This window comes from Arthrobacter sp. Bz4, from assembly GCF_003075455.1.
Taxonomy (GTDB): Bacteria; Actinomycetota; Actinomycetes; order Actinomycetales; family Micrococcaceae; genus Arthrobacter_D.
Window position 1 is genome coordinate 26,345 of sequence record NZ_QDAE01000004.1, and the last position, 12,454, is coordinate 38,798.

Consider the following 12,454-nt stretch of genomic DNA (forward strand, 5'->3'; position numbering starts at 1 on the left):
TGGCTACGACAACCTTCCAGTGCTGAGGGCACCGCGGGTGTCCTTGCTGCTGACCGGCGACGAGGTCATCGAAGCCGGGCTCCCCGAGCCGGGGCAGGTCCGTGACACGTTTGGTCCCCAGCTTCCCGGTCTGGTCCAGATGATGGGTGGGCACGTCGACACCTCGGGCCGTGCCAAGGATGACCTCGACGACGTCGTCGCCGCCATCAGCGCCGAAGCGCTCGATGAACTCTCCCTCGCTCGCGCCTCCGGTGACGTCCTCATCACCACCGGCGGGACGGGCAGTTCCTCGGCTGACCACATCAGGCGCGCGTTGGAGACGCTCGAGGCAGAGTTCATCATTGACGGCATCGCGATGCGGCCCGGCCACCCCACGCTGCTGGCCCGACTGCAGGACGGCCGGTTCCTGGTAGGTCTCCCCGGCAATCCCCTGGCCGCGATGATGGCCATGTTTACCGTGGTGGGCCCGCTGCTGGCAGGCCTGCGCGGGGCGCCGTTCCCCGAAACCGACGAAGTTACCGTCGGGGAAGCATTCGATGAGCTTCCCGGCCGGAGCCGGGTGGTGCCCTACCGGCTGGAATCCGGCCGGGCCGTCGCTGCCACTCACCAGCGCTCCGGCATGCTGAGAGGCCTCGCCTCCGCGGCCGGGGTCATGGTGGTGCCGGCTGACGGCTGCGTTGCGGGGGACAGGTTGCCAGCGCTGCGCCTGCCATGGATCAGCTAAAACTCCACCTGTTAAAACACCGGCGCCCATTCAGCTGAATGGGGGCGCCGGTGTTTCAGGCTCAGAGCGGTTCAGCTCAGGCGATCTTCTCAAGCCGGATGATGACCGACTTGGACGTCGGTGTTCCACTGACGTCAGCCGTGGAATCCAACGGCACCAGCACGTTGGTCTCGGGGTAGTAGGCGGCCGCGCAACCCCGCGGGGTGGCGTAGGTGACCGCCCGGAAGTTCTCGGCCCGGCGCTCAACGCCATCGGAGAACTGCGAGACCAGGTTCACCATTTCTCCTTCGGCGATCCCAGCAGCTGCCAGATCGTCCGCATGCACCAGCACCACACGTCGTCCGCCGTGGATGCCGCGGTACCGGTCATCCTTGCCGTAGATCGTCGTGTTGTACTGATCGTGCGACCGTAGGGTCTGCAGCAGCAGCCGCCCCTCGGGGATCTTCGGGTACTCGAGGGCGTTGCCGGTGAAGACCGCCTTGCCGGACGGAGTGGTGAACTTCCGGCCGTCACGGGGACCATTCGGCAGGACGAACCCACCCGTTTCAATCCGGGTGTTGTAATCCTCGAAGCCAGGGATGACCGCCTCAATGTGGTTACGGATGACCGAATAGTCGGCCTGCGCCGCAACCCAGTCGATCTGCGGGGCGTTGTCGCGGAACGGGCTCTCCGGGCGAGCGAACAACCGGTCACCGAGCTCACACACGATCGAGATCTCCGAGCGCACATCCGGTCCTGGGGGACGAAGCCGTCCACGCGAGGCATGCACCGCACTCATCGAGTCTTCGACCGTCACCCGCTGGTCGCCGGTGGCCTGGGTGTCCCGATCCGTCCGGCCCAGGGCCGGCAGAATCAAGGCACGACGGCCGGTGATCAGGTGCGAACGGTTCATCTTCGTCGACACCTGTACGGTCAGGCGCGTGTTGCGGAGCGCCTTGTCGGTCACATCGGAGTCCGGAGTGGCGCGCACAAAGTTGCCACCCATCGCCATGAAGACCTTCGCGCCGCCGTCGCGCATGGAACGGATCGCCGCAACAACATCGACGCCGTGCTTACGCGGCGACGCGAAGTTGAAGTGCGAGTCCAGGCTGTCGTGGAAACCGTCGGGCATGCGCTCGAAGATGCCCATGGTGCGGTCGCCCTGCACGTTTGAGTGTCCCCGGACCGGGCAGACGCCCGCTCCAGGCTTCCCGATATTGCCCTGCAACAGGAGGACGTTGACGACGTCGCGCAGTGTCTTCACCGAGTGCTTGTGCTGGGTCAGACCCATCGCCCAGCACACCACGGTGCCGGGGGACGCGATCATCCGATCGCCGACCGAGGTGATCTGAGACTTGGCGATTCCACTGGCCTCGACGATCTCGTCCCAGGACACGTCACGCAGTTCCTGCAGGTACTCTTCCAGGCCGGTGGTGTGTTCCTTGATGAACTCGTGGTCGAAAACCGTCCCGGTCTTCTCCTCCTGCTCCAGCAGGTACTTGCCGAGACCCTGGAACAGGGCCTGGTCGCCGCCGAGGCGGATCTGGAGGAAATCGTCGGAGAGCTGGGTGCCGCCACCGAACCTGGTGCCGAGGATGCCGGAGATCTTCTGCGGATTTTCGAAGCGCAGCAGCCCAGCCTCGGGCAGCGGGTTGATCGCGACGATCTGCCCGCCGTTCTTCTTCGCCTTTTCCAGCGACGTCAGCATGCGGGGGTGGTTGGTTCCCGGGTTCTGGCCCGCGACCAGGATCAGCGGGGCCTTGTCGACGTCTTCGAGGGACACCGTCCCCTTACCGATGCCGATGGTCTGGGTCAGCGCGGAGCCCGAGGACTCGTGGCACATGTTCGAGCAGTCAGGCAGGTTGTTGGTGCCGATACCACGCACCATCAACTGGTACAGGAATGCCGCCTCGTTGGAGGTACGGCCGGAGGTGTAGAAGACCGCTTCGTCGGGACTGTCCAGTGCCGCCAGCTCTTCGACGATGATGTCGTAGGCCTGATCCCAGCTCACCGGACGGTAATGGGTGCCGCCCTCTTCCAGGAGCATGGGATGGGTGATGCGGCCCTGCTGGCCCAGCCAGTACTCATCGCGCTCGTTGAGCTCGGCAACCGAGTGCTTCTCGAAGAACGACGGCGTCACGATGCGGCGCGTCGCTTCTTCGGCGACAGCCTTGGCGCCGTTTTCGCAGAACTCGGCGGTGTGCCGTTTGTCACCCTCGGGCCAGGCGCAGCCCATGCAGTCGAAACCCTTTACCTGGTTCACTGCCAGCAGCGTCTGCGCGCTGCGCACCGGACCCATCTGGTCCAGGGAAATCTTTAGGGAGTTCAGAACGGCGGGAAGTCCCACCGCTTTTCTCTTGGGCTTACCGACCTCAATTTCGGCTTCGTTGATTCCATCTTTGGGCGCACGAGTCGCCATAGCCATCACATCCTAGGGTCAGAAGTCCACTAGTCTCATCCTAGGACAACGGTAGGAGTGCAAATTGAAGAAGCGCGTCAGTCAGCGCCGCCAGATCACCCGGTTCCGCCTCGGCGCAACCGAAAATGGCATCAGCCGGCGCGAGGATATTCTCGCCGGCGAGGAACCGCTGGAGATCCGCTTGGGAGCAAAGTCATTTTCGGTGACTATGCGCACACCCGGCGACGACTTTGACCTGGTGGCAGGATTCCTGGTCTCTGAGGGCATCGTCTGGGAGCCCGGGCAGCTGGTCAGTCTCCGCTACTGTGCAGGAGTGGACGACGCCGGTCAGCAGACCTTCAACGTGGTCGAATCCCAGCTCAGACCCGATGTGGTACTTCCGGACACCACGATGGAACGCCACGTGTACACGTCCAGTTCCTGCGGAATCTGCGGCACAGCCTCGATCGATGCGGTGCGCAAGTCGTCCCGTTTTGACGTGCACGACGACGACGCCCAGGTCACGCTCCCGGCGCTCGCCGGGCTGCCCGACCGGCTGCGTGAATCACAAAAGCTGTTCGACTCGACCGGAGGCGTGCACGCTGCGGGGCTGTTCACCCGCGACGGCGAATTGTTATGCCTTCGTGAGGACGTAGGCCGGCACAACGCGGTCGACAAGGTGGTGGGCTGGGCGCTGCGGGAGGGAATGCTCCCCCTGAAGGGAACCATCCTCCAGGTGTCCGGGCGGGCCTCCTTCGAGCTGGTGCAGAAGGCGCAGCTTGCGGGGATCCCCGTGCTGTCGGCCGTCAGCGCGCCGTCGTCGTTGGCTGCCGACCTCGCCGAGGAAACCGGCATCACCCTGGTGGGCTTCAGCCGCGGCACCTCTTTGAACTGCTACACGCACCCGCAGCGGATCGCAGCCTAGCCACCACCTACGTCAGGGGCCTCGCGCATGGAACTCGGTATCTACAGTTTCGGGGACATCCACCCCAACCCGGTGACGGGAGAGCGGGTTTCGCCGCAGCAGCGGATGGCGGACCTGCTGGAGCGGGCCCGGCTCGCCGACCAGGTGGGACTGGACTACTTCGGCATCGGTGAACACCACCGCCCGGACTACGCCGTGTCGTCGGTGGTGCCCGTGCTCGCCGCGGCCGCCGCGCAGACCACCAGGATCCACCTCGGCTCGGCGGTCACAGTCCTGAGCACCGAGGACCCGGTGCGGGTGTACCAGCAGTTCGCGACCCTCGACCTCCTCTCCGGAGGCCGGGCTGAGCTCACGGCCGGGCGGGGGTCCTTCATCGAGTCCTATCCGCTGTTCGGGGCGGAACTCGGGGACTACGAAGAGCTCTACGAGGAGAAAATCCGGCTGCTGCTGCAGCTCGACGCCGCTGAACGCATTACCTGGACCGGCAAGTTCCGTGCCGCCTTGGATGATGCGTTGATCCTGCCGCGGCCCACCTCAGGGCACCTCGACATCTGGATCGCTACCGGCGGCACACCGGCGTCGTCAGTGCGGGCTGCACGCCTGGGCACGCCCGTGATCTTTGCCTTGCTTGGGGGAGCCGTGGGGAACTTCGCCCAGCACGCGCAGCTCTATCGCGAGACAGCTGTCCGGGCGGGCCATGACCCCTCGAACCTGAAGGTGGGCCTGAGCGGCGTCGGGCTGGTGTTGAGGAAGGACGCTTCAGCAGTCTTCAAGCCGTACTGGCTGGACACGATGAAGCGGATTTCATCGGAGCGGGGCTTCCCGATGCCGAGCGAGGTCACCTACAACATGCAGGCGGCACGCACCGGGGCGATCTTCGTGGGGAACCCCGAGGAAGTGGCGGAGAAGATTGTGCTGGCCCACTCACAGATGCAGCACGACCGCCACATTCTGCAGCTCGACTGGTCCTCCGTGCCGCAGGCGCAGGTACTCGAGTCGATTGAACTGCTCGGCACCGAGGTGCTGCCCATGGTGCGCCGCGAGCTCGGTGTGGTGGCGCCGTAGCGGTGAGCAACCTGGACAGGCCGGGTCAACCTGGACATTGGTGAGAGAAAAGCGAAAGTTGCCCACGGATGTCCAGGTTCCTCACCGAAACGGGCCAAGCGGGCACGACGACGACGCTAGCCGGGAATGCGTTCGCCGGCTTCCACCGGGACGCCGATGCGGTTACCGTCGATCGGCCGCGGGCAGGTGCCATACGGGGTGAACGCGCTCGGGTAGTTCAACGCACGGTTGAAGTCGAGCTGGACCCGACCATCAGATGACACCCGGTCGGTGACAAGGAAACGCCACCCGGCGGTGGTGTCCTTGTTCGTCGCATCGTGGAACGCCACTTTCAGGGAGCCGTCCCGCTGCTGTTCGGCCATCAGGGTGTGTTCATCGCCACCGATGACAAAGGAAACCGTTCCGGTCGCCTGGGCGACGTCGTCGACCTCGGGGTGGGCGGTCCGGATCGGTATCTCACGCGCCGCCGGAAAGGCAGTGTAGCGGCCCTCGGCCACCGCGAAGGAGTCGTACTCGAAGACGGGCACGCCGTCGAACCCAGTGAATGTGGGGGCCGTGTTGTCGCGGGTCCGCACCACGTAGCGGTTGCCGCGGACCGCGAGTTCCACCACTGTGTCCTGATAGCGCACCCAGTTAAGGGAATCGCCGTCGTCGAGGAGCTGGGTGATCGTTCCACTGACTGGCGCCCCGGTGCTTGCGAGGGTCAGGCCCTCAGCGACCTGGGCGGTCAGGGTGGCGCCCTCGGCGGAACCGGGCAGCCCTGCACTCCAGAGGCCGGGCACCAGTTCCAGTGCCGACGGCTCAGCAGGTAGCCACTGCAGGGACGTCAGGGTCAGCCAGCCATGGCCGACGGCGAGGGAGCCGTCACGCTGCTCACGGAAGCTGCGCCACTGCTGGAGGTGAGTCCGGTCAGGGGTGTGCTGGGTCATGGGAAATCTCCAAAAAGTCGCAGAACGGGTCAGAACGGGTGGAGGAGGCGCTGGACGAACCGTTTGGTCCGCTCCGCTTTGGGCGCCCGCAGCACGGTGTCGGGGTGGCCGCGTTCGATCACCACGCCGCCGTCCATGAAGACCACTTCATCGGCAACCTCGCGGGCGAAGGCCAGCTCATGGGTAACGATCACCATGGTCCATTGCTCGTCGGCTAGTTCCTTGATGACACCCAGGACTTCACCCACGAGCTCCGGGTCGAGCGCCGAGGTGGGTTCATCAAAGAGCAGCAGCGCCGGTTTCAGGGCCAGCGCGCGCACAATGCCGACCCGCTGCTGCTGCCCGCCCGACAGTTCAAACGGGTACTGGTCCTTCTTGTCGGCCAGTCCCACCCGGGCGAGCAGCGCCTCGGCGTCCCGGACGGCGTCGGCCCTGCGGGTTTTCTTGACCTGCATGGGTCCTTCGATGACGTTCTGAAGGACGGTCATGTGGGGAAACAGGTTGTAGTGCTGGAAGACCATGGCGCTCTGGTCGCGCAACGCCGACAGGTCCCTGGCTTTGACCTGCCCGCCGAAATCCACCGACGGTCCACCCGCGACCGAGACTGTTCCGCCGTCGGGCGTCTCGAGCCCGTTGAGGCAGCGGAGCACTGTGGTTTTACCGGAGCCGGACGCCCGATCAGGGCAGTGACCTGACCGGGCCGGACCGCCAGGTCGATTGACTTCAGCACCACGTTGTCGCCGAACGATTTACTGAGTCCGGTCACGGTCAGCAGGTTTCCCGGTTCACCGGAGCGGCCGGCAGCGGGCTCAGTGTGCGACATAACGATCCAACCTCTTCTCCAGATAGGACTGCCCGCTGGAGAGAACGAGGCAGAACACCCAGTAGACCAGCGCGGCCTCCAGATACAACATCATGAATTGCTGGCTGAACGCTGCGATCTCCTGCGCCTGGCGGAACAGCTCGGTCACCAGGATCAGTGATGCCAGGGAAGTGTCCTTCACCAGGCTGATGAACGTGTTGGACAGGGGTGGTACCGACACGCGGGCGGCCTGCGGCAGGATAATCCGGCGCAGGGTCCGGGTGCGGGACATGCCAATGGTGTGCCCGGCCTCCCATTGGCCCTTGGGGACGGACAGGATCGCCGCACGGATGATCTCCGCCGCGTAGCCGGCCACGTTCAGGGAGAACGCGATGATGGCGCTGGGCCAGGGATCAATCACCAGCCCGATCGAGGGCAGCCCATAGAAGATGACGAACAGCTGCACCAGCAGGGGAGTGCCCCTGATGATTGAGACGTACACCCGGGCCGCTCCTGACGCGAACCGGTTGCTGCTCAACCGCATCAAAGCGATCACGAGCGCCAGGAGCAGGCCGAGGACAAACGACGACAGGGACAGCGGGATGGTGCCCGTCAGCCCGCCCAGGACCAGAGGCCAGAGCGAATCCCAGAACAGTGTCCAGTCGATGGTGTTCCTCCGTGTGGCTAGCCGGTGCTATTCGGTGACGTCGGAGCCGAAGTACTTCTCCGAGATCTCGGCAAGCGTACCGTCTGCACGCAGACTGGCGAGGGCCTCGTCGACCGCGGCAATCAGGTCGTCGCTGCCCTTGGTGAAGGCGAAGGCACTCAGGGATTCCTCATCGGTTTCAGCGGCGATCTTGATCGCGTCGGTGGGGTTGGTCTGCTGGTAGTCCAGGTAGGTCAGCGTGTCGTTGATCGTGGCGTCCACCCGCCCCTGTTCCAGGAGTGCGACTGACTGCGCCCACCCTTCGACTGCCTCAATTTCGGCGCCGCTTTCCTGCGCCAGTTCGTGCCAGTTGCTGGTCAGCGACTGGGCGGTGGTCTTACCCTCGAGGTCCTCGAAGGAGGTGATCTCGGTGTTGTCGGCGCTGGTGACGATCACACCGGTGCTGACCGTGTAGGGATCGGAGAAATCGTAGTTTTCGAGACGCTCGTCGGTGATCGAGACCTGGTTCGCGATGACATCGAACCGGCCGGCATCCAGCCCGGCGAAGATGGCGTCCCACTGGGTTTCCTCGAACTCCGCCTCAACACCGAGTTCCTCGGCGACGGCGGTGATGACCTCGACGTCGAACCCGGTCAGGTCCCCGGCGCCGCCCTCATGGAAACTGAAGGGACGGTAGGTTCCCTCGGTGCCGACGGTGATGACGCCGGCGTCCTGGATTTCCTGCAGCGTGGTGGGTCCCGCAGAGGCGCTGCCGTCAGCTGGCTCCCCGGTGGTTTCTCCGCCGCCGCAGGCCGCCAGGCCCAGGGTGAGAGCGGTGGCTGCGCCAAGGATTGAAAGACGATGGGTCAACATTTTTGCGGGTCCTTACTAACTGGGGATGGTTCAGGGGTCTCCTGCCGTTGTACAGGGCATGGTTGTGCGGGCACAACGTGCGGAGCCACATAGTGCAACAAAGCCCTCAGCGGAATTAGTTCCGGCCGCCGGTGTGATCCGTGCGACCTTGGGCCGCTCCGGGACTCGTCCCCGGAGGTTGCGGGCATAAGCTGAACACCAGAGCAACGGAGGCTTATACATGAGCATGGAAGGCGCTGCCTGGAATTCCCTGTACCGGATTTCCACCGCCAAGGACAGCAACAACAAATTCTCGAAGGAAACGCTGAAACGCATCCTGAGATTTGCTGTGCCGTACCGGACCAAACTGATCTTCTTCATCGCGTTGTCGGTGGTGTCCGCGTTCCTCGCGGTCGCGACGCCGGTCCTCGCTGGCCAGGTGGTCAACGAGATCATTGCCGGCACCGGGCTTGAGACAGTCATCTGGCTGGCCGTCGTCATCGCTCTGGTAGCGGTTGCCGACGCCGTGGTGTCCATGGCGACCCGCTGGTTCTCCTCGAAGATCGGTGAGGGAGTCATCCTGGACCTGCGCACCACCGTTTTCGACCACGTACAGAAAATGCCGATCGCCTTCTTCACCCGGACCCGGACGGGCGCGCTGGTGAGCCGGCTCAACAACGACGTGATCGGCGCACAGCAGGCCTTCAGCGGCACCCTCTCCGGGGTGGTCAGCAACATTGTGGCGCTCGCCCTCACCCTGGTGGTCATGCTGACGACGTCGGTCCTGGTCACCGTGCTGGCCGTCATCATGCTGCCGATCTTCCTGTTGCCCGCCCGCCGGATGGGCAACCGCCTCGCCGCCCTGCGTCGCGAGGCAGCCGACCACAACTCGGCGATGAGCACGCAGATGACCGAGCGCTTTTCCGCCCCCGGCGCCACCCTGGTCAAACTGTTCGGCCGCCCGGACGAGGAGTCGCAGGAATTCGCGGTCCGCGCCGCACGGGTCCGCGACATTGGCGTCCGGATGGCCATGCTCCAGTGGGTCTTCGTCACCGCACTGATGCTGGTCTCCGCGCTCGCCCTCGCCCTGGTGTACGGCCTCGGCGGTGCCCTGGCCCTGAACGGTGCGTTGAACACGGGTGAGGTGGTCACGCTCGCGCTGCTGCTCACCCGCCTGTACGCACCCCTGACCAACCTGGCCAACGCCCGGGTGGAAATCATGAGCGCGCTGGTCAGCTTCGAGCGCGTCTTCGAGGTCCTCGACCTGGACCCGCTGATCAAGGAGAAGCCCGACGCGGGACGTATCCCCGACGGTCCGGTCTCAGTGGAGTTCGACGACGTCCGGTTCGCCTACCCCTCGGCGGACAAGGTGTCCCTCGCCTCACTGGAGGAGGTCTCCACCCTGGATACCCGGGGCGGCGAGGAGGTGCTGCACGGGGTGTCCTTCCGGGTGGAACCGGGCCAGACGATCGCCCTGGTGGGAACATCGGGTGCCGGCAAATCCACGATCGCGCAGTTGCTGTCCCGGTTGTACGACGTCGACAGCGGCGCGGTCCGCCTCGCTGGCACCGACGTGCGGGACGTGACCTTCGAATCGCTCCGGCACACCATGGGCATGGTCACCCAGGACGGCCATCTCTTCCACGAGACCATCAAATCGAATCTGCTACTGGCACGGCCCGGGGCGACCGACGAGGAGATCTGGGACGCCGTCCGGCGGGCCCGGCTCGAACCGCTGCTGAGGTCACTGCCCGATCAGCTGGACACCATGGTGGGGGAGCGCGGCTACCGGCTTTCCGGCGGGGAACGCCAGCGCATGACGATCGCCCGGCTCCTGCTGGCCCAACCCCGGGTGGTGATCCTGGACGAGGCGACCGCCGCACTGGACTCCACCTCCGAGGCGGCAGTCCAGGCAGCGCTCAGTGAAGCACTGGAGGGGCGGACCGCCATCGTCATCGCCCACCGGCTCTCGACCATCCGCACCGCCGACCAGATCCTCGTGATCGAGGACGGCCAGATTGCCGAACGCGGAACCCACGACGAACTGCTGGAACGTGGCGGCAGGTACGCGGAACTGCACCGCACCCAGTTCGCGGTCAGGAAGAACGTGGCGCCGGGGCTCTAACGCCCTGTGGGCCGGTTCAGGTGGCAGGAGCAGCGGTGCCTGCCGCGCCGCCGCGGGGGCGCGGGTCCGGAATGTGAAGCAGCGGGAGCGCTGCGTTGACCATGGGCCCTATTAGGAGGGCAAAGGCGACGGTGCCGACGCCGACGGTGCCGCCGAGCAACCAGCCGATGGCCAGCACGGTGAGTTCGATGAGCGTACGAACCTTCCAGATCTTCCAGCCCCACTTCCGGTGAATACCGGTCATCAACCCGTCCCGGGGTCCGGGGCCCATCCGGGCACCGATGTACAGTCCGGTTGCCAGCGCCAGGAGGGTGAGCCCACCGGTAAACAACAGGATCTGCGCCCAGAGTTCCGTCGGCATCGGAAGTATGGCCAGGCCCACCTCTGCGCTGGGGCCCACCAGCGCCACGTTGAGTACCGTCCCGATGCCCGGCTTCTGCCGGATAGGAATCCAGAGCAGGAGCACCAGCAGCCCAATGATGTTCGTGGCGACACCGAAGGGGAGCCCCGACTGGAGTGCGACACCCTGCCCGAGTACGTCCCACGGTGACACGCCGATCCCGGCCTGGATCATCATGGCAATGGCAAAGCCGTAGCAGAACAAGCCAACCAGTAGCTGGGGGACGCGTCGGAGGAAGAGGTGGCTCATAGGGGCCGACATTACGCCCCGCGGCTGCTTCTCAACGATTCCGTTTCGGCGGTCCGGGTGAGGCGCGTCAGCAGCGTCAGATCCTTCTGGGGGCCGCTGACCCGCCACCTGTACTGCCAATGATCCCGACCCACCAGGACGAACTCTCCCCGGTAAACGTCGGGTGGGCACGGATGTACGGGCAAATCCTGGCCGGTGGAGAGGTCGAGGCAGTGGAAAAAGCGGCCGTCCGGGAAGAACACCTCTGCTGACTGGGGTTCGACTGTCGGCCGCCAGAACAGTTCGCGGGTCGCTGGTGTGGGTGAGGACCCGGCCCAGGCGAGGGAGCCGCGCTCGCCGTGGCGAAGGGCGCCGTCGTCGAACGTGAAGGTCGCGACGCCGGTGAACCGGCCCGTCAGACCGGAGGCGTGATCGGCCAGTGAACGCTCGACCGTCCAGGAGCCGTGCAGATAGTTGAGGAGCGTATCAGCGGCGCCGAGGCGAAACGGTTCATTCATCGGGCTACCCATCCACGGTGGTGCCCCTGGCCGGAATCGAACCGACGACCTTCCCTTTAGGAGAGGGACGCTCTATCCTACTGAGCTACAGAGGCGGGTACAGCGGTACCAGCTTACCTGCTTTCGGGCGCTGTCCCATTCGGGTCGGTCAGCAGTACCGGGAGCTTGCCGCGAACGCTGCCCGGAAGCAGGACCGCCAGAAGTCCTGCGATGGCTGAGAGCCCCAGCAGGACCCAGCGCGCGATGGTGAGCGCCGAGGCCAAGGCAACCTGGCCGTCGTCGGGCGCTGTGGCCGCCAGCATCGAATCTATTGCCACGTTTTCCCACAGGTCCACCACCGCGAACAGCAGCGGCGGGGCCCAAAGCAGCCAGCGCAGCCAACGGCGATCAACATTTAACTGGATCAGGAGAAGCCACGCGATGCCGAAGATGAGGGGGAACAGTGTTCCCGCAGTCTTATGGAGGTAGCTGAGCTGGCCGAGAGCGTCGTCGTCCATGGCCGCCTGCAGGGCGGCCACGTGGGCCGACCCGTAACCACCAAACATCATGTCGGGCATCGTCAGCCCCTCGGCGAGCTGGCCCAGCTGGCCCAGTGCGAGGAGGTGGTAGTACCCGAACAGGAGAACTGCCGTGGCAGCCGCGGCGATCAGGAGCATGTTCCCGTTGCTGCGTGGTGGAACTGCGGTTGGAGCGGCGTCGGGCATGCCGGCCGCGGCCGGTCCGTGCTTCTTGGCGATCTGCGCTCGGGTCTTGGACATGCAGTGATTATCCCAGCTGTCCGGATGAAATCAGATCCCACCATGTGAAACTGCGGATTTTCTGTGAACTACATCACGTTTTGGTGACAAATATGCCATTCGAAG

General features: G+C 65.1%; 11 protein-coding genes, 1 tRNA gene and 1 pseudogene. 4 read left to right on the plus strand and 9 right to left on the minus strand.

From position 1 onward, the window contains the following. Nucleotides 1-19 precede the first annotated feature (19 nt). Nucleotides 20-724: a molybdopterin-binding protein gene (locus DDA93_RS16660; protein ID WP_243400509.1), complete on the plus strand. Its 705-nt coding sequence runs from the start codon at nt 20-22 to the stop codon at nt 722-724. 76 nt (nt 725-800) lie between these two features. Here the strand turns inward: DDA93_RS16660 and DDA93_RS04635 are convergent, their stop codons facing one another. Continuing rightward, nucleotides 801-3,122: an FdhF/YdeP family oxidoreductase gene (locus DDA93_RS04635; RefSeq protein WP_019483839.1), complete on the minus strand. Its 2,322-nt coding sequence runs from the start codon at nt 3,120-3,122 to the stop codon at nt 801-803. A 64-nt stretch (nt 3,123-3,186) separates the two neighbouring features. Between DDA93_RS04635 and fdhD the strand changes: the two genes are divergently transcribed. Continuing rightward, the gene (gene fdhD, locus DDA93_RS04640) at nt 3,187-4,026 is read left to right on the plus strand and encodes a formate dehydrogenase accessory sulfurtransferase FdhD (protein ID WP_019483840.1); all 840 of its coding nucleotides are present in this window, start codon (nt 3,187-3,189) and stop codon (nt 4,024-4,026) included. Between the two features lie 27 nt (nt 4,027-4,053). Continuing rightward, nucleotides 4,054-5,091 (plus strand): LLM class flavin-dependent oxidoreductase, encoded by a 1,038-nt coding sequence (locus tag DDA93_RS04645; RefSeq protein WP_116778153.1) that lies wholly within the window; start codon nt 4,054-4,056, stop codon nt 5,089-5,091. Nucleotides 5,092-5,207: 116 nt separating this feature from the next. Here the strand turns inward: DDA93_RS04645 and DDA93_RS04650 are convergent, their stop codons facing one another. The 4 genes and pseudogenes from DDA93_RS04650 to DDA93_RS04665 form a co-directional block, all read right to left on the minus strand. Further along, on the minus strand, nt 5,208-6,020 hold the full coding sequence (locus DDA93_RS04650; protein WP_024476480.1) for a DUF1684 domain-containing protein: 813 nt from the start codon (nt 6,018-6,020) through the stop codon (nt 5,208-5,210). Between the two features lie 29 nt (nt 6,021-6,049). After that, a pseudogene (locus DDA93_RS04655) lies at nt 6,050-6,843 on the minus strand (amino acid ABC transporter ATP-binding protein). Beyond that, on the minus strand, nt 6,830-7,489 hold the full coding sequence (locus tag DDA93_RS04660; RefSeq protein WP_024476481.1) for an amino acid ABC transporter permease: 660 nt from the start codon (nt 7,487-7,489) through the stop codon (nt 6,830-6,832). Before DDA93_RS04660 ends, DDA93_RS04655 begins: the two are co-directional and overlap by 14 nt. A 27-nt stretch (nt 7,490-7,516) precedes the next feature. Continuing rightward, nucleotides 7,517-8,341, minus strand: a complete 825-nt coding sequence (locus tag DDA93_RS04665) for an amino acid ABC transporter substrate-binding protein (protein WP_024476482.1) — start codon at nt 8,339-8,341, stop codon at nt 7,517-7,519. 220 nt (nt 8,342-8,561) lie between these two features. On the opposite strand from DDA93_RS04665, the gene DDA93_RS04670 reads away from it, so the two are divergent. Next, a complete protein-coding gene (locus tag DDA93_RS04670; protein WP_024476483.1) occupies nt 8,562-10,445 on the plus strand; it encodes an ABC transporter ATP-binding protein in 1,884 nt (627 codons plus the stop codon). A 16-nt stretch (nt 10,446-10,461) separates the two neighbouring features. Here DDA93_RS04670 and DDA93_RS04675 read toward each other — a convergent pair whose 3' ends face one another. The 4 genes from DDA93_RS04675 to DDA93_RS04690 form a co-directional block, all read right to left on the minus strand. Then, entirely contained in the window at nt 10,462-11,094 is a 633-nt protein-coding gene (locus DDA93_RS04675) for a membrane protein (protein WP_024476484.1), read from the minus strand. An 11-nt stretch (nt 11,095-11,105) separates the two neighbouring features. Further along, complete coding sequence (locus DDA93_RS04680; RefSeq protein ID WP_024476485.1) at nt 11,106-11,591, minus strand: DUF6314 family protein; 486 nt, start codon at nt 11,589-11,591, stop codon at nt 11,106-11,108. 18 nt (nt 11,592-11,609) lie between these two features. Then, nucleotides 11,610-11,686: transfer RNA gene (locus tag DDA93_RS04685), tRNA-Arg, on the minus strand. Between the two features lie 18 nt (nt 11,687-11,704). After that, a complete protein-coding gene (locus DDA93_RS04690) occupies nt 11,705-12,349 on the minus strand; it encodes a hypothetical protein (RefSeq protein ID WP_024476486.1) in 645 nt (214 codons plus the stop codon). Nucleotides 12,350-12,454 lie beyond the last annotated feature (105 nt).

Excerpts from the sequence above, each read along its gene's own strand:
- DDA93_RS04635 (WP_019483839.1), bottom strand. The coding sequence starts at position 3,122 with ATGGCGACTCGTGCGCCCAAAGATGGAATCAACGAAGCCGAAATTGAG.
- DDA93_RS04645 (WP_116778153.1), top strand. The coding sequence starts at position 4,054 with ATGGAACTCGGTATCTACAGTTTCGGGGACATCCACCCCAACCCGGTG.
- DDA93_RS04650 (WP_024476480.1), bottom strand. The coding sequence starts at position 6,020 with ATGACCCAGCACACCCCTGACCGGACTCACCTCCAGCAGTGGCGCAGC.
- DDA93_RS04665 (WP_024476482.1), bottom strand. The coding sequence starts at position 8,341 with ATGTTGACCCATCGTCTTTCAATCCTTGGCGCAGCCACCGCTCTCACC.
- DDA93_RS04670 (WP_024476483.1), top strand. The coding sequence starts at position 8,562 with ATGAGCATGGAAGGCGCTGCCTGGAATTCCCTGTACCGGATTTCCACC.
- DDA93_RS04675 (WP_024476484.1), bottom strand. The coding sequence starts at position 11,094 with ATGAGCCACCTCTTCCTCCGACGCGTCCCCCAGCTACTGGTTGGCTTG.
- DDA93_RS04680 (WP_024476485.1), bottom strand. The coding sequence starts at position 11,591 with ATGAATGAACCGTTTCGCCTCGGCGCCGCTGATACGCTCCTCAACTAT.
- DDA93_RS04690 (WP_024476486.1), bottom strand. The coding sequence starts at position 12,349 with ATGTCCAAGACCCGAGCGCAGATCGCCAAGAAGCACGGACCGGCCGCG.